The following is a 16307-nucleotide window of genomic DNA, read 5'->3' as shown; positions in this document are numbered from 1 at the left end:
GGCCGGGTGGCCGTTCGCCGGATCGAGGGGGTGAGGGTCAGCGGGCGGGCTGGATGTCGCCCTGGGTGGTCAGGGCGACGGAGTCCTGATGGGCGAAGGCGCCCGGCGGGATGCCCGGGAGGTGTCCCGCCGACGCGGTGGACTCGCGGGTGGCCGCGGGACCCAGGGTGAGGCGGGAGACGATGCGGTAGCGATCGCCCCGGTAGACGGAGTGGACGTACTCGACGGGCCGGCCGCCGGTGTCGCTGGTGAGGCGCTCGAACAGGAGCGCGGGAGACAGATGGGGTACCCCGAGGAGCTTGGCCTCCGCCTGGCTGACGACGGTGGGCTCGATGGTCTGCACGGCCTCGCTGACCTGGATGCCGTGCCCGTCGCGGAGATGGTCGTACAGGTCGCCGGCCTCCAGTTCCCGAGCGGTGAGAGCGGGTACCAGGTCGGCGCGGATGTGCAGGTGCTCGATGGCCATGGGGACGCCGTCGACGAGGCGGAGCCTGGCCGCGTAGACGACGTCGGCGGCCGGCGACAGATGCAGCTTGCGCCCGACGCGGGCGCCGGCGGCGATGGTGGTGAACTCCAGCAGGCGGCTCGACCAGGCGCCGGAAGCCCGTGGGAGGGCCATGGTCCGCTGGTCGGAGACGAGTTCCTGGGTGATCTTCTCGGGCGCGACGAACATGCCGCGCCCGTGCTGGCGCACGAGGAGCCCCGCGGCGACGAGTTCGTCCACGGCCGCTCGCAGGGTCGGCCGTGAGACGCCCAGGTCGGTGCACAGGGACCGCTCGGAGGCGATGGCGTCGCCGGGGCTCAGCGACTCGATGAGTTCGAGGATGTAGTCGCGGACGCGTTCCCGTTTGAGAACCGCCCCTGACCCGCCAGCGCTCATGTGCCGCTCCTGCCCGACTGCGTGTGATGCCTTGCGTTGCCCTGTGGTGCCCTGCGATGCCAAGCGGTGCTGCGATGCCAAGCGGTGCCTTGCGGTGCCGGCGATGTCACTTGACCAGCTCCCCATTGTTGACCACTAGGCAACCACTGGTCAGATGCAGTCTAGCCAGTGCGGGCCCCTCTGGGCCGGTGATTCCTCACGCAGTGCGGACAAACCCCGGGAGAACGAGGGGGGTTGACGCTTCGATTGGTCTATGCCACCTTCATCGACCAACGAGAGGTCACCTGACCAGTTGGTCAACTGGTCAGGTTGCCCGGCGCTTTTCTCCCAGGGGTGAACTGTGAAGCTCCGCATGCTTGCAGGTGTTTGCACACTGGTGATCGCTGGAGGCCTGAGCGCCTGTAGCAGCTCCGATGCGTCCGGTGGCTCGGACAGGGGCACGACGACGATCGACGTCTGGCTGATGCGCGACAGCGTCTCGGCCCGGTTCCAGAAGGAGTTCGTCCAAGGCTTCCGGGCCGCGCACCCGGACATCGAGGTCAAGGTGCAGATCCAGGAGTGGGACGGGATCGGCGAGAAGGTCACCGCCGCGCTCGCCAGCAACGACGCCCCCGACGTCATCGAGACGGGCAACACCCAGGTGGCCCAGTTCGCGCAGAGCGGCGGGCTGCTCGATCTCAGCGACAAGGTCGACGAACTCGGCGGTGGGGACTGGCTGCGCGGGCTGGCCGAGCCCGGCGCGTACGAGGGCAAGCAGTACGGCATCCCGTACTACGCGGCCAACCGCGTCGTGATCTACCGCACCGACCTGTTCCGGAAGGCCGGCGTCGATCCGGCCGCCATCAAGACCCGCGACCAGTGGATCGCCGCCACCGAGAAGCTCAACAAGGGCGGCACCCAGGGGATCTATCTGCCTGGGCAGACCTGGTACGCGCTGGCCGGGTTCATCTGGGACGAAGGCGGAGACCTCGCCAAACGGTCCGGTGACTCCTGGGAGGGGACCCTCGACACCCCCGAGGCCCTGCGCGGCATGGACTTCTACAAGAAGCTCCAGGCCCTGGGCAAGGGACCGCGGGACTCCGACGAGGCGGAGCCGCCGCAGGCGGAGGTCATGGCCAAGGGGCAGGTCGCGCAGATCATCTCCACGCCCGGCGGAGCCAACGTGGTCATCGAGAGCAACCCCGAACTCAAGGGCAGGCTCGGCTTCTTCCCCATCCCCGGAAAGACGGCGGAGCGGCCCGGGTCGGTGTTCATCGGCGGCTCCGACCTGGTCGTCCCGGCGGCCTCCGGCAAACAGGACGCCGCGTTCACGTTCATCAAGGAACTGACCGGTGACGCCTGGCAGCGCAAACTCGCCGTCGCCATGAGCTACGTACCCAACAAGACGACCCTGGCCGACGCGGTCGCCTCCGATCCGGGCACGGCGGCCATGGCGGCGGGTGCGGCCGTCGGGCGGGCGACGCCGAACACCCCCGCGTGGGCCGCCGTGGAGGCGAAGAACCCCATCAAGGACTACATGACCGCGGTGCTCACCGGCGCCGACGCCCGTGCCGAGGCCGCCAAGGCATCCGAGTCGATCACCGAGGCCATGCGGTCGGGTTCCTGAGCCGCTCCCCGCTGCCTGCTCCCCGCTCCCCGAACCTCGTTCCCCGTACCCCGCGCCCAGAACCGGAAGGAGACGACGTCGTGTCGATCATCCGCGAACGCGCAGCGATACGCCTCCCGCTCGGCCGCCCGTCACGACGGCAGCCACGGCGGGGGTCAGAGCGGTCGGCCCCGCCGGGCCCGGGCCACGGACGCCGGCTCCGGCCCGGCCGCGCATGGCCGTACCTGCTGGTAGCCCCGACCGTGCTGGGAATGCTGTACCTGCTGGTGTATCCCCTCGCCCGCACGGTGCTGATCTCGCTCCAGGACTTCAGGCTGCGCCAGCTCATCCGGGGCGACGCACGGTTCGTCGGGCTCCGCAACTACGAGACGCTGCTGACGGACGGACACTTCTGGCAGGTCGTGCGCCGCACCTTCCTGTTCATGGCCGTCGACGTCGTGCTCATCATGCTGCTCGCCACCGTGGTCGCCCTGGTGATCGAACGGCTGGGCCGCCTGGGCCGCACCGCGGTGCTCAGCGCGCTCGTGCTCGCCTGGGCCATGCCGGTCATCGCCGCCACCACCGTCTTCCAGTGGCTGTTCCACTCGGAGTTCGGCATCGTCAACCACACGCTGACCGGACTGGGCTTCGACTCCTTCGACCGCTATCCCTGGTTCGCGCACGGCCCGGCCGCGTTCACGATCCTCGTCCTGCTCATCGTCTGGCAGTCCGTGCCGTTCGCGGCCATCACCCTCTACTCGGCGCTGGCCACGGTGCCGTCGGAGCTGTACGAGTCGGCTCGCATCGACGGCGCCCCGGCCGGACGCATCTTCCGCTCCATCACCTTCCCGATGATCCGGCCGATCTTCATGCTCGTCCTCTCGCTGGAGGTCATCTGGACGTTCAAGGCGTTCGTGCAGATCTGGGTGATGACGAACGGCGGGCCTGGCGACGCCACCACCATCCTGCCGGTGTACGCCGTCCAGACCGCCCTGTCGAGCCAGCGCTACGACCTCGGCTCGGCGGCCTCGATGGTCACCGTGCTGATGATGGCCGCGGTGCTCGTCCTCTACTTCCGTCAGCTGTTCCGTCAGGAGGGCGAAGCCCTGTGAGTTCGCCGCGCCCCCGACTTCGACGCCTTCCGCTGCACGTCGCCGCGGGGACGACGATCGTCGTCTGCCTCTTCCCCGTCTACTGGATGGTCGCCACCGCGTTCAAGCCCAACCGGGACATCCAGTCCGACAGCCCGCAACTCCTGCCCCAGACCTGGACCCTGGACCACTTCCGCACCGCCGTCGACGCCGACGGGTTCGCCCTGTTCTGGCGCAACAGCATCCTGGTCACCGTGGGCGCCGTCCTGCTCGCCCTGGCGGTGGCGCTCGGCGCCGCCTTCGCGGTGGCCCGGATGCGATGGCGCGGCCGGCGCCAGTTCATGCTCATGGTGTTCATCGCGCAGATGGCACCGTGGGAGGCACTGATCATCCCGGTGTACATCATCTCCCGCGACACCGGCATGCTCGACCGGCTGCCCACACTCACGCTGATCTACTTCATGATGACGCTGCCGTTCACGATCGTGGTGCTGCGCGGATTCATCGCCGCCATCCCCGCCGAACTGGAGGAAGCGGCGCAGGTCGACGGCTGCACCCGGGTCGGCGCCTTCCGGCACATCGCCTTCCCGCTGCTCGCCCCCGGCCTGATGGCCACCTCGCTGTTCGGCTACATCACGGCCTGGAACGAGTTCACCTACGCCAACTTCCTGATCATCAAGCACCAGGACAGCCGCACACTGCCCGTCTGGCTCTCCTCGTTCCAGAACGTCTTCGGCACGGACTGGGGCGCCACCATGGCCGCCTCCACCCTGTTCGCCCTGCCGGCCCTGGCCGTGTTCCTGCTGCTCCAACGTCATGTGACCGCCGGCTTCGCGGCCGGAGCCGTCAAGGGCTGACCGTCCGGCCCTCCCCGCACGCGTGACCCCCGGGAGACAACTGTGCCCGCACCCCCTCTGGACGCCACGCTTCTGCCCCGGCCGACCAAGGCCCGGGGGAGATCGGGACAGTTCACGTTCACGGCCGACACCTGTCTGCGCGTCGGCGAAGGGGCCGAGGGCGCCGCGCGACTGCTGCGCACCCTCCTCGCCCCCGCTTCGGACCTGCCGCTGCGCCCCGCAGACGACGCGGAGGTCGTCCTCACCCTCGACCCGGACCTCACGGGTCTCGGCCATGAGGGCTATGGCCTCACGGTCGGTCCACACTCCGTGCTGCTGCGCGCCGCACGGCTCACCGGCCTGCTGCGCGGGGTGCAGACGATCCGGCAGCTCCTGCCCGTGCAGGCCCTGGCGCGGACGCCGCAGCGCGGAGTGCGGTGGACCCTGCCCTGCGCCGAGATCACCGACGTCCCCCGCCATTCCTGGCGCGGGGCCATGCTCGACGTGGCACGCCACTTCCAGCCGGTGGAGTACCTGCGGCGCTACGTCGACCTCCTCGCCCTCCACAAGATCAACGTGTTCCATCTGCACCTGACCGACGACCAGGGATGGCGGATGCCGGTCACGGCCTACCCCGAACTGACCGAGATCGGCGGCCACCGCACCCAGTCCATGACCGGGACGACCGGCGACGACTTCGACGGCATCGCACACAGCGGCGCCTACACCCGGGCCGAGCTGGCGGGGCTGGTGGAGTACGCCTCTGCGCGTGGCGTGACGGTCATGCCGGAGATAGAGATGCCCGGCCACGTCCGCGCCGCCCTGGCCGCCTGTCCGCGGTTGGGCAACGACCCCGGCCGGGCCCTGGAGGTGTGGACGCGGTGGGGGGTGTGCGACACCGTCCTCGGCGTGCACGACGAGGTCCTCGACTTCTGCCGCACCGTGCTGGAAGAGGCCATGGAACTCTTCCCGTCGCCGTACCTCCACATCGGCGGCGACGAATGCCCCCTCACGGAGTGGGAACGCAGCCCCCTGGCCCGGGCGCGCATCGCGGCCGAAGGCCTGAGCGGGCCCGCCGACCTGCACCGCTGGTTCCTCGGCCGGATCGGGGACTTCCTCGTCCGCAACGGGCGGCGCCCGGTCGGCTGGGCCGAGAACGGCACCGAACTGCCCGCCGGGTTCACCGTGATGGCCTGGCGCGACCCCGCGCACGCCCTCGCCGCCGCCCGCCGCGGCCATGACGTGATCAACGCCCACTACCGGGCCACCTATCTCGACTATCCGCAGAGCGCCGGCCCGCAGGAGCCACCCGGGCAACCGGGAGCCGTCGTCGGTCTGCGGGACGTCCACGGCCACGACCCGGTGCCCGAAGGCGCGGCCCCGGATGTCGCCGCGCGGGTGCTGGGCACGCAGGCGCAGATGTGGACCGAGTTCGCCGCCACCCCGGAGCGCCTCGAATACCTCAGCTATCCGCGCCTGTGCGCCCTGGCGGACCGCGGCTGGAGCGGCCCCACCGAGTGGGGCGACTTCCGGTCCCGCCTGGACCTGCACAACGCCCGGCTCGACGCACTGGAGGTCAGCCGCCGTGCATGAGCCGCCGTGCATGAGCCGCCGTGCGTGAGCCGCCGTGCGTGAGCCGCGTGCGAACGCCGGGCCCTGCGTGAGCCGCGTGCGAACACCGCCCTGCGTGAACCGCGCGCGAACCGTCCTGCCCCAGCACCGAGCACAGCACCCAGCCCCGGAAAGGAATCACCATGAAGTCGAGAAACCGTCCGAGCCGGCTGCGCGTGGCCGCAGCCTCATCAGCCGTGGCCGTCGCCCTGGGCGCGGCAGGCCTCGCCGCGCTGCCCGTCACCGCGAGCGCCGCGGCCGCCGACGTGGCCGTCCAGTACCGCACCAGTGCCACGGGCGCGACGGCGGACCAGGCCGAACCCTGGCTCAAGGTCAGGAACACCGGTGACGGCGCCGTCCAGCTCAGCACCGTGAAGGTCCGCTACTACTTCAAGGCCGACAGCGCCGGCGCGGGCTACCGCTTCGCCTGTTCCTGGGCCGTGAAGGGCTGCGGCAACATCACCGGCACCTTCGGCGCACCGGCCCACCCCACGGCGACCGCCGACCGCTATCTGGAGATCGGCTTCACCCCGGGCGCGGGCACCCTCGCGCCCGGCGCCGACACCGGGGACATGCAACTGCGCTTCCACCGCGCGGACTGGCAGTCCCTCAGGCAGAGCGACGACTACTCGTTCGGTCCCGCGCAGACCGCCTACGCGGACTGGTCGAAGGTCACCGCCCAGCTGTCCGGCGCCACGGTGTGGGGCACCGCCCCCGAGGGCAACGACCCGACCGACCCGCCGACCGACCCACCCACCGATCCGCCCACCGGCGGGCAGAGCCTGTTCGGCGACTTCGACTACACCACCTCCAGCGACCCGAGGATCGCCGCGCACGGCTGGAACGTGCGCTCGAACTCGGGCGGCCCCGGAGTGCCCGGCGCCACCTGGGCACCGGAGAACGTCACCTTCGCCGACTCCGCCGGCAACTCCGTGATGAACCTCCGGACGTCGACCGCGGGGACGCCGGACAGCACCAGGCAGACCGAAGTCCTCACCAAGGCGACGAAGTTCAAGAAGGGCACGTACGCGGCCCGGGTGAAGTTCTCCGACGCCCCGCTCTCCGGGCCCGACGGCGACCACCTCGTCCAGACCTTCTTCACCATCAACGACCTCACCGCCCCGATGGCCGACGACTACGCGGAGTACGACTTCGAGTACCTGCCCAACGGCGGCTGGGGAGAGCCCTCGAACATCCTCTACACGACGTCCTGGGAGACCTACAACCCGGACCCGTGGCAGGCCGTCAACCAGCACACCGAGTCCCGCCAGAGCTACGCCGGCTGGCACGACCTCGTCCTGACCATCGACGACAGCACCATCACCTACTACGTCGACGGCCGGCTTTTCGGCGTCCATGACGCCGCCTACCTGCCCGAGCGCCCCATGTCGATCAACTTCAACCAGTGGCTGATCGACCTGGCCGGCCAGACCGCCACGACCGCCCGCGCCTACGACCAGCAGGTCGACTTCGTTCTCCACGTCAAGGACCAGGTCCTGACACCCGCTCAGGTCACCGCCAAGGTCAACGCCTACCGCACCGCCGGAACCACGTTCGAGGACACCGTCCCGGCCGGCTAGACCAGGTCCCTGAGACCTCCCTTCGGGAAGCCCCGGCTGGACGGGTAGGACCAGCCGGGGTGGTCACCAGTCCGCCTCGGAGCGGGTCGGCGGTGCCTGCGGGTGGTGATCGGTGCGACCGATGTCTGACTGTCCGTCAACCTCCGTTGTCGGCACCGTAGTCACCCGGACGCAAGGAGAGTTGCCGATTTCGTGGGCACGTGCGCGACTGTTTATGATCTTGGTCATGTCTGTGCAGAGCTTTGACAAGAACCTCTCCCGTAAGCAGAGACTTCAGGAGAAGCAGCGCCGTCAGCTGGCGGTGGTGGACACCGTGGACAAGGCCGAGACCAAGGTCCGCAAGGCAGAGGTCGAACTGGCCCTGGCCGTCACCGAGGCGGTGCAGGTGTTCGGCGACGAGCAGTCCGCGTCCGAGGGGCTCGACATGCCGGTCGAAGCGATCCGGCGCTTCCTCGGCATGGCCCGGGACGAAGCGTCTGGTGCCGACGACGTCGTCGAGGTCGCAGACAGGACCTGAGGCCTTCGGCAGCCCCGGACGGTCACTGGTCGCACGGGCCGCGCGGCCATGTGGACGAGCGAGCCAGGGCCCTGGAAGCATCGGTGCGAGGACATCAGTCGAACGGGTCGAAGTCGTTGATCTGATCGCTCGTCGTGGGGCTTGTGGCCTGCCATTGCCCGGGACTCAGCAGACGTGTCCGCGCGGCCAGGCGGTGCAGGGCGGCGACGGCACCTTCGTCGAGTTGTGCCCCGCTGTAACCGATGTACGCCACAACACCGGGCACCGGCTCCCAGGCCAGCGCGCCATTGCCACCCAACGCGGACGTGATGACGGCGGGCTTGCCGTGCACGGTCCCTGCCGTCCGGACACGGCTGCCGTACAACTGGTCTTCGAGGCCGCCGCACCGGGCGACGCCGGTGAAGGTCAGGCCTCCTGACAGCTCGTCGGCCTCCCCGGTCTCGGCTGAGCCGTATCGGGCCTCGTGTACATGGAGCGGCCGTGAGCTGCCGGTGGCCGACACCGACAGGCCGGGCGGCGATTCGACGACGGGGCGGCCCGAGACGACGCGAGTGGCCGCAGCGACAGCGATCAGTTCGGACTGCGGCAGATCCCCTCGGATCCGTGCGTACGAGCCCCCGGCCGGCCAGGTGATCTCGCGCTCGAGACTCCTTCCCGAGACGCTGCCGACCTGGACCGGGCGCCCCTTTGCCGGCGCCGGTACAGGGAAAGTGACCACCGCGCCGTGCCGTCCCAGAGACCCGTCCGAGCGTCGTAGCACCACCGTCGACGGTCCTGCGTTCGCCGTGCGGTCACGCTTGACCAGCGTGGCCCCCTGAGGCAGTGGCAGCCCTGTGATCACCATGCCAGGGGTCTGCCCCGCCCTGACGTTCGTGTCCGGGCCGTCAGGAAAGGCACTTCCGGAAGGCGATGCCGACGACGAGTCCAAGGGCGTTGCGGGGGCCTGCTCGTCCGACCCGCCCATGGTCACGATGCCCACCACGAGGGCCGCGAACAGGGCCATGGCCGAGGATGCTGCGATCAGCCGACGCGGCGGTCTCCAGGGCGGTCGGTCCGGGCCACCGCTGAGCACATCCCCCATGCCCGGCAGTCTGCCCCACAGATTCCGGGCCGTACAGCGAGCTGCGCCGTCGGCACGGAAACCTGGCCGGGTCATGTACGCCGGTCTTCTCCCTCCGGCCCGCTGGTGCGACCAAGGCGTAGCCGGAGGCGACTACCTGGACCACGTGCGAGCCGGCCGCCCGGACGCCACACCTCGCTGAGCGACCACACGCGCAGTCACGGGAGTCCGGGAGCCCCAGGCGAACGCCCCGGACCGATCATGTCCCTGGGCCGTGACCTGTCAGTTGCGCAGGTCGCCCCTCCGCGCTGCGCCGCCGCCGGACCAGCTCGCGTCCGGGCGGCGGTGCCCCTCCGGGACGTGTCGAGGTCAGAGCTCCCATACTTGATCTGGGTCGTCCAGTGCCGCCCGGACCTGTGAGAGGTCTCCGATGTCCGCGAGCGGCGAGCTCTTGGCGATGTCGACGATGCCACGCACGACGGCCTGCAGCACGTCGCCGTTGCCCTCGTCGAGTGCCCTGTCCAGTCGGGCGAACATCTCCTCATAGATGTTGCGTCGTTCCGCGAATGCCTGCGCGAAGTAGTCCTTGAGGACGGCTTCAGCGGCCCGGATCCGAGCCACCTCCGTGGCTTCGTAGGCCTCTATCCGGGCTCTCTTGGTGCTCTCGACCTCGTGGATGTGGATGCACTCGCGGGCGGCTTCAACAATCTGGTTCAGCGCAGCGAAGCCGTCCATCGCCCGAACTGAACCCTTGGCCGCGTTGACGACCCTTCCTACATGCACCTTGGGCTGGTCAGGCATCTTGAGCCTCCGCGGTCAATGGTCGGTACCTGATGGTGAGGTTCGCGCTGCGCTCGTCCAACTCGCCTTCGGCGTCCACGATCGGAGTCGCCGCCACGTCGCGGACCGCCATGACCAGTGTCATGGCCCGCTGGAAGCGCGCGGCGTGCCTCGGCGGATCGAACGGCTCCGACTCCAGGCGATCCAGCGCCGCAAGCGCTCGGAAGGTGAGGTCCGTGAGAAGCTCGCGCAGCTCCGCGGCGCGAGCGTCGACACCCTTCAAGTGAGCGTCCGTCTCGTCAAGTTCAGCGATGGCCACGGCGATCTCCGCCTCGAACTCCCTCGCCCGGGTCGTCGCCTTCGCGCCTCGGCCCTTGACGACCAATCCGGCGACGAGCAGCGCGGGACCGATGGTGACAAAGTTGAGCGCCGTAGCTCCCAGCGCCATCCCGCCGCCACCCGACACAAGCGACCCACCGCCTAGGAAGGCGAGAGTCGCACTCTCAGCCGCGGCGCCCGTCAACCCCGAGATCGCCGCTCCGGTGCTCGCGGCTCCGAAGCTGCTCGCCGCCGCCGTGATCCCAGCGCCCGCGCCCGCGCCCGCCGCCGCGGATCCGAGAGCCCCGCCGATCCATGCCACGGCGTCGACATCGAGGCCGCGAAGCCCGGGCATCCTGGTCATGGTGACGTCGATGCCCTCGACCAGCAGCCGCTCGCTCTCGCGCACCTGTCGCTCGTGGCGACGCAGAAAGTCACCCATCCGTACGACGACATCGACGAGCGCCTGCCTCTGCTGCTCCCCCAGTGCATCGAGGACGGTGTTCGTCGCTGCCAGTGCCTCCTCGGCCTGGGCGAGGCGTCGCTCGTAGTCCTGGCCCGCTTCCTTGAGCCGGTCCTTCGAACGCTTGAGGTCGTGGGCGCCTTTGCCGCCGAGGGCGACCCCACTACCGCCGGTCGCCACACCGACACCGATGAGAATGATGGGTATGAAGAATGGCACGATCCCCCCTGGATGCCCCATGGCCCTGCGCGAACCAGCAGGCTCAACCGTCACATTGTGCCCTTAGTCAACGATGACAGAAAGGCGCCCCCATGCGGGACGCCTTTCCGTCGATCGGTCGTCCATCGACCGATGGCTTCTCCGTCCCAGTGCGGCATGGGTGGACGAGCCATGCTGGCCAGTGCACCCCAGTACGACAATGACGAGACCGGCGGGACGGACCCGGAAGACGGCGAAGCCGTCCTGCAACGGACTCAAAGAGGGGTCCGTAGGCCTGGTTCTGGAGAGGCGCGACGAGGAATGACTCCTGTTCCAAGCCACTCCTTCGGCCTCACGCCAGGGTGCGCGGCATCAGCAAACTGGAGGGCTTCATGACCAACGGTCGACGCGTCGACGACCACGCAGCAATATCCTTGCTGACCTACTCCGCTGTGATCGAGATTCGAGCCATGGCCCGGCGGCACAAGGCTCTGGCCGGCTGGCCCGATGATGACTACGTCGCATGCATCGCCTGGCTTGCCGACCTTGTTCACAACATTGCCATGGGCGCGAGCCGAGAACCCCGGTGGAAGTTCTGGCGTGAGCAGAAACGCCCCATGGCCTATACCTGGACTGTGGCAGGCCCGGCCGGTCAGGCATGGATCCTGGCGACGCTCTCCAAGAACGGACTGGAGTGGACCCCACCGCCGCTGCACCCTGTCCTGGCCCGTGACATCCACGGCTGACATGTACCAGTTGCCCAAGCCGATGCCGCCGACGGAGTCAGCAACGGCAAGCGGCCTCAGCCCTGCCCGCCTGGTGTTCGAGTGCCTACGATCCGCAGTGATGGAGGACTGGGCCGAGGACAGCGAGCCGATTCCCACCCACCTCCTTGAAGCGTGGGAACCGAATAGTGACGCAGGCTCGGACCCTGCTGGGCGAAGCAGACATCACGGAGTACGAGCAGGAGTCGCGGGCCTGAGCCACTCGGGCACCGGCATCGACCTGTCCGGAACCGGCCGGTTCCGTGCCGTTTGCTCGCCGCGTGCCGGAGCCGTGCCAGGTGCAAGGAGCGGGGCACGCGGCCACGGGAGTCTCCCTACCTGTCGGCCGTCAGTAGCGGTGGCCAGGCCAGTGCGGATCCGACCAGCGGTCCTCGCCGGTGAGTCCGAGCAGTCGTATCCGGTGCTGCAGGTCCGCCGATGCGCCCGACTCGCGGAGTCGCGTCGCAGCGTGGCCGAGGAGCCAGGCGACCAGGTCGGCGCGCAGTTCGTCCTCGTCGTGCTCGTACCAGCCGACGCGCCACGGCAGATTCTCTCCCAGGAGCTCGTACTCCCACTCCGCGGCCGCATCGGCGAGACGTAGGTCGCTGAGGCGTCCGGTCTGCCTTTCCCAGTCGGCAAGCCAGGGGCCGAGCGTTCCGGACGCATCGGCACACATCACGAAGACCTGGTGTGCCGGGACGGCCGCATCCGCGTCGGTGAGGCTCTGCACCCACCATGCATGCAGGAACTCGCGTACCGCAGCGGCCTGTTCGTCGGGCCATTGCTGCCAGTGGCCGCGGGCGAAGGAGTCTCCGGCCTCTTCCAGCCCGAACAGGGGATCCGCGCGACCGGCGACCAGGGCCCTGGCGAACTGCGGCAGGATGCGGCGCAGCACGGCGGCGTGATCCGACCAGTCGGTGGCCTGCCAGGCCCGGCGCAGGAGGTCCGGCTCCAGTTCCACATCCGGCGTCTTCAGCAGCGAGAGCTCCTCCGAACTGCCCCAGTGGCATTCACAGTTGTGCTCGTCCGGATGTGCGGTCATGCCGTGGAAGGTGACGGAGAGGTTCTCCAGGGCTGCGCTGAGGCGGCAGGGTGCGAGGCGTGCGGCGGGATGCATGATGTGCCCGGCCTTCGAGGACTCCGTACGGCTTCCGCCGACCGAAGATCGCTACGCTACACGAGGGGATGGGGGTCTGTACTGGCCGCTCTGGGACCGGTGCGGCCCGAGGTGAGCCCACGGTGGCGGCGAAGAGTGCGCCGGCGCCGAGCAGAACACGACGAGTGCGTCAGCTCGGCGCCCGACGACAGTAGGCCCGGCAGGCCGGCACGGCTCGAGTGGCCACACCCCTCAGTGGGCAAGGCCGGGCGTCGATCGAACGGGTCGGCCGCTAGCATCGGCCCATGACGTCAGAGCAGGCGGATGCCGCGTAGGTCCCCGCGCGAGGTGAGAGCCGCCGTGGTTCATGCGAGGTCGAGCGAGCATACGCGGCGTTGAAGGGCCATCTCTCCAGTCGGTAGTTCGGGACGGATGGGTCGTGCAGGACCCGCGCCAAACCGTGCGGCGAGCCGCCACGGGAGCCACAGGGCCACAGGGCGCTACGGGGCGCCACACGGAGTCACATGCAGCCACACGGATCCGCGGGGAACATCCGTCGACTGCCGTGGGCGCCGACCCGACCGATGTCGCCCTGCTCCTCGGCACTTCTGTCCCAAGCCTTGACCCGTCCGTCGAGGAGGTGCAGTCTCCGTAATGCGCATTAGGTAATACGCATTAACGGGAGAGTGGCCACTGTGGAACCCAGGAAGCGACCCGGAAGGGCGCCCGCGCCGGCCGGACGTACGGCACGGCCACGGCAGGCCGAGGTGGCCCGGCTCGCGGGAGTGTCCCAGGCGACCGTGTCCCTGGTGCTCTCCCCGAAGCCCGACGGCAAGGGACGCATCATCTCCGAGGAGACCCGCCGTCGGGTCCTGGAGGCGGCCCGCAGCCTCGGCTACGTGCCCGACCCGGCCGCCCGGCGGCTGGCCGCGGCCCGCAACAACCTGCTCGGTGTTTTCAGCTTCACCGCCACGTTCCCCACCGATGTGCAGCACTCGTACTACCCCTTCCTGGTCGGCGTGGAGCGCGAGGCGGCAGCGCTCGGCTACGACCTGGTGCTGTTCACCGGATCGAGCACCGGCGGCGCGGGAGCCGCGGGGCCCGACGCCCTGAGTCGGGTCCGGCTCGCCGACGGCTGTCTCTTCATCGGCCGGCACACCCCCCGGACGGAACTCAAGCGGCTCGTCGAGGACGGCTTCCCGGTCGTGCACCTGGGCCGCCGCGAGGAGTTGGAGGGCGTGGCATGGGTGGGCGCGGACTATGTCGAGGCCACACGTGATGTCGTGGGCCATCTGGCCGGGTTGGGGCATCGGCGGATCGTCCTCGTCCGCGAGGACGACGACGCGCCCGCCTCGGCGGACCGCCAGCGCGGCTTCCTGGAGGGGTTGGAGACAGCGGGCCTGCCCTCCGGGCCCGCGACCGTCTTCCGGTCCGCGGATCCGCAGCGGGACCTCACCCCCGAACGGCTGCGTGCCTGGGCCGACGAAGGGGTGACGGCCTTCGTCGCGGAGGAGACCGACACCGGGGCGGCCTGGCGAGGTCTGCTCTCCGCCGTGCGCGAGGCCGGCCTCGACTGCCCCGCGGAGGTGTCCCTCGCCCTGCTCGGCAGCCCGCCCGCCGATCTGACGAGCGAGCCCGTACCGACCGGATTCGACATTCCCCGGCCGCAGTTGGGCGCCGCGGCCGTGCGGCTGCTGGCCGCGCTCGTCGCGGGGGAGGAGGCGCGCGAGCCGCTCGTCAGCTGTGTCTTCCGCCCGGGTCCGACGACCGGACCGCCGCATGCCCGTAGTGAGTGTCCCTGAGCGTTCCTGAGCACGGCCCGTACCGCCTCACCCTGTGACCTGATCCAGCAGCAAGGAGAAGCGTGATACCCGTAGCAGACATCCTCGTCGTGGGCGGCGGTCTCGGTGGCGTGGCCGCCGCACTCGCCGCCTGCCGGGCAGGACGCAGCGTCGTGCTCACCGAGGAGACGGACTGGATCGGCGGCCAGCTCACCAGCCAGGCCGTGCCACCCGACGAGCACCCGTGGGTGGAGCGGTTCGGGACGACCGCCTCGTACCGGCGGCTGCGCGAGGAGATCCGGAGGTACTACCGCCACTGGTACCCGCTGCGGGCCGAGGCCCTGGCGCTCACCGACCTCAACCCGGGAGCGGGGCGCGTCAGCAAGCTCTGCCACGAGCCGAGGGTCGCCCTCGCCGTCCTGGAGGGCATGCTCGCGCCCCACCGGGCAGCGGGCCGGCTGACGGTGCTCACCGGGCACCGGCCGATCTCCGCCGAGTCCGACAACGATGTCGTACGGTCGGTGACCGTGAAGGACCTGCGCGACGGGACACCGCGCACCCTCACCGCGCGTTACGTCCTGGACGCCACCGAGACCGGCGAACTCCTCCACCTCGCGGACGTCGAGCACGCGAACGGGGCCGAGGCGCGCGCCGAGTTCGACGAGCCGCACGCCCCGGACGAGGCTCAGCCCCACAACCAGCAGGGCATCACGGTCTGCTTCGCGCTCTCGCACCACGAGGGCGAGGACCACACGATCGACCGCCCGGAGGACTTCGAGTTCTGGCGCACCTACCGGCCCCCGTTCTGGCCCGGCCCGCTGCTCGGCTTCGAGGCGCCCGACCCCCGCACGCTGGAGCCGGTGCCGCGGACCTTCGTACCGAATCCCGATCTCGACCCGCTCGGTGTCTCCGCCGACCAGAGCGCCGACGCCGGTGACAAGGAACTCTGGGGCTTTCGCCGTGTCCTCGCCCGCAAGCTGCACGTGCCGGGCGCCTTCGATTCCGATATCACGCTCGTCAACTGGCCGCTCAACGACTACTGGCTCAAGCCGTACATCGGCGGCCAGGAGGCCGAAGCGCTGCGCGAGGCACGGCAGTTGTCGCTGTCACTGCTGTACTGGCTGCAGACCGATGCGCCTCGCCCGGACGGGGGCACCGGCTTCCCGGGTCTGCGGATCCGCCCGGACGTGACCGGCACGGCGGACGGACTGGCCAAGGCGGCGTACGTCCGTGAGTCCCGCCGTATCAAGGCCGTCACCACGGTCACCGAGCACGACGTGGCGATCGACCTGGTCGGCCCGTACGGCGGCACCCGGCACCGGGACTCCGTCGGTGTCGGCGGCTACCGCATCGACCTGCATCCCTCGACCGGCGGCGACAACTACATCGACATCGGCTCGGTGCCCTTCGAGATTCCCCTCGGGGCGCTGGTGCCGCGGCGGGTCCGCAACCTGCTGCCCGCGGGCAAGAACATCGGCACGACCCACATCACCAACGGCTGCTACCGGCTCCACCCGGTGGAGTGGAACGTCGGCGAGGTGGCCGGTGCACTGGCCGCCCACTGCGTGGCCGAGGCCGTCGAGCCGCACCAGGTCCAGGCAGAGGACAAGCGGTTCGAGGAGTTCGCGCGGCTCCTCGACCGCGACGGAGTGCAACGCCACTGGCCGGACGTGCGCGGCTACTGAACGGCCGCCGCACGGAGGGGAGTTACCGGCGCGGCAGCGGCTCCGGCCGCCCCGCCCGGCGA

The 16307-nt window shown here is 69.9% G+C and carries 14 protein-coding genes; 9 read left to right on the top strand and 5 right to left on the bottom strand.

Annotated features, from left to right (window positions below; genetic code table 11):
• Positions 1-37 precede the first annotated feature (37 nt).
• Complete coding sequence (locus OG933_RS03035; protein ID WP_362532511.1) at positions 38-880, bottom strand: GntR family transcriptional regulator; 843 nt, start codon at positions 878-880, stop codon at positions 38-40.
• Positions 881-1220: 340 nt separating this feature from the next.
• Here OG933_RS03035 and OG933_RS03030 point away from each other — a divergent pair, with 340 nt between their 5' ends.
• The 6 genes from OG933_RS03030 (at position 1221) to OG933_RS03005 (ending at position 8100) form a co-directional block, all read left to right on the top strand.
• Positions 1221-2486, top strand: a complete 1266-nt coding sequence (locus tag OG933_RS03030) for an extracellular solute-binding protein (RefSeq protein ID WP_405625176.1) — start codon at positions 1221-1223, stop codon at positions 2484-2486.
• An 80-nt stretch (positions 2487-2566) separates the two neighbouring features.
• Complete coding sequence (locus tag OG933_RS03025; RefSeq protein WP_405625173.1) at positions 2567-3577, top strand: carbohydrate ABC transporter permease; 1011 nt, start codon at positions 2567-2569, stop codon at positions 3575-3577.
• Complete coding sequence (locus OG933_RS03020) at positions 3574-4413, top strand: carbohydrate ABC transporter permease (protein ID WP_362532520.1); 840 nt, start codon at positions 3574-3576, stop codon at positions 4411-4413. Before OG933_RS03025 ends, OG933_RS03020 begins: the two co-directional genes overlap by 4 nt.
• A 42-nt stretch (positions 4414-4455) precedes the next feature.
• Positions 4456-5985: a beta-N-acetylhexosaminidase gene (locus tag OG933_RS03015; protein WP_405625170.1), complete on the top strand. Its 1530-nt coding sequence runs from the start codon at positions 4456-4458 to the stop codon at positions 5983-5985.
• 161 nt (positions 5986-6146) lie between these two features.
• Positions 6147-7583, top strand: a complete 1437-nt coding sequence (locus OG933_RS03010; protein WP_405625168.1) for a cellulose binding domain-containing protein — start codon at positions 6147-6149, stop codon at positions 7581-7583.
• Positions 7584-7809: 226 nt separating this feature from the next.
• Positions 7810-8100, top strand: a complete 291-nt coding sequence (locus OG933_RS03005) for a hypothetical protein (RefSeq protein ID WP_362532529.1) — start codon at positions 7810-7812, stop codon at positions 8098-8100.
• Positions 8101-8194: 94 nt separating this feature from the next.
• Here the strand turns inward: OG933_RS03005 and OG933_RS03000 are convergent, their stop codons facing one another.
• From OG933_RS03000 to OG933_RS02990, 3 genes are all read right to left on the bottom strand, one after another.
• Positions 8195-9103, bottom strand: a complete 909-nt coding sequence (locus OG933_RS03000) for a hypothetical protein (protein WP_405625165.1) — start codon at positions 9101-9103, stop codon at positions 8195-8197.
• A 426-nt stretch (positions 9104-9529) separates the two neighbouring features.
• A complete protein-coding gene (locus OG933_RS02995; RefSeq protein WP_405625164.1) occupies positions 9530-9961 on the bottom strand; it encodes a hypothetical protein in 432 nt (143 codons plus the stop codon).
• A complete protein-coding gene (locus OG933_RS02990; RefSeq protein ID WP_405625162.1) occupies positions 9954-10940 on the bottom strand; it encodes a hypothetical protein in 987 nt (328 codons plus the stop codon). The genes OG933_RS02995 and OG933_RS02990 overlap by 8 nt, the downstream gene beginning before the upstream one ends.
• 371 nt (positions 10941-11311) lie before the next feature.
• Between OG933_RS02990 and OG933_RS02985 the strand changes: the two genes are divergently transcribed.
• Entirely contained in the window at positions 11312-11665 is a 354-nt protein-coding gene (locus OG933_RS02985) for a hypothetical protein (protein WP_405625161.1), read from the top strand.
• A 367-nt stretch (positions 11666-12032) separates the two neighbouring features.
• On the opposite strand, the gene OG933_RS02980 is transcribed toward OG933_RS02985, so the two are convergent.
• Positions 12033-12800, bottom strand: coding sequence for a hypothetical protein (locus tag OG933_RS02980; protein ID WP_405625160.1), 768 nt, complete (start codon positions 12798-12800; stop codon positions 12033-12035).
• A gap of 746 nt (positions 12801-13546) precedes the next feature.
• On the opposite strand from OG933_RS02980, the gene OG933_RS02975 reads away from it, so the two are divergent.
• Together OG933_RS02975 and OG933_RS02970 are read left to right on the top strand one after the other, a co-directional pair.
• Positions 13547-14581, top strand: a complete 1035-nt coding sequence (locus OG933_RS02975) for a LacI family DNA-binding transcriptional regulator (RefSeq protein ID WP_405633218.1) — start codon at positions 13547-13549, stop codon at positions 14579-14581.
• A gap of 62 nt (positions 14582-14643) precedes the next feature.
• Positions 14644-16245, top strand: a complete 1602-nt coding sequence (locus OG933_RS02970) for an FAD-dependent oxidoreductase (protein ID WP_405625158.1) — start codon at positions 14644-14646, stop codon at positions 16243-16245.
• The last annotated feature ends 62 nt before the right edge of the window (positions 16246-16307 follow it).

Origin of the sequence: Streptomyces sp. NBC_00016, from assembly GCF_045040885.1 — a bacterium.
Classification (GTDB): Bacteria; Actinomycetota; Actinomycetes; order Streptomycetales; family Streptomycetaceae; genus Streptomyces; species Streptomyces coriariae.
This window is presented reverse-complemented; position numbering and strand designations above follow the sequence as displayed.

Bases quoted from the DNA above. Each gene is read 5' to 3' on its own strand.
- OG933_RS03005 (WP_362532529.1), top strand. From the start codon at position 7,810: ATGTCTGTGCAGAGCTTTGACAAGAACCTCTCCCGTAAGCAGAGACTT.
- OG933_RS02985 (WP_405625161.1), top strand. From the start codon at position 11,312: ATGACCAACGGTCGACGCGTCGACGACCACGCAGCAATATCCTTGCTG.
- OG933_RS03035 (WP_362532511.1), bottom strand. From the start codon at position 880: ATGAGCGCTGGCGGGTCAGGGGCGGTTCTCAAACGGGAACGCGTCCGC.
- OG933_RS03000 (WP_405625165.1), bottom strand. From the start codon at position 9,103: ATGGCCCTGTTCGCGGCCCTCGTGGTGGGCATCGTGACCATGGGCGGG.
- OG933_RS02980 (WP_405625160.1), bottom strand. From the start codon at position 12,800: ATGCATCCCGCCGCACGCCTCGCACCCTGCCGCCTCAGCGCAGCCCTG.
- OG933_RS02995 (WP_405625164.1), bottom strand. From the start codon at position 9,961: ATGCCTGACCAGCCCAAGGTGCATGTAGGAAGGGTCGTCAACGCGGCC.
- OG933_RS03010 (WP_405625168.1), top strand. From the start codon at position 6,147: ATGAAGTCGAGAAACCGTCCGAGCCGGCTGCGCGTGGCCGCAGCCTCA.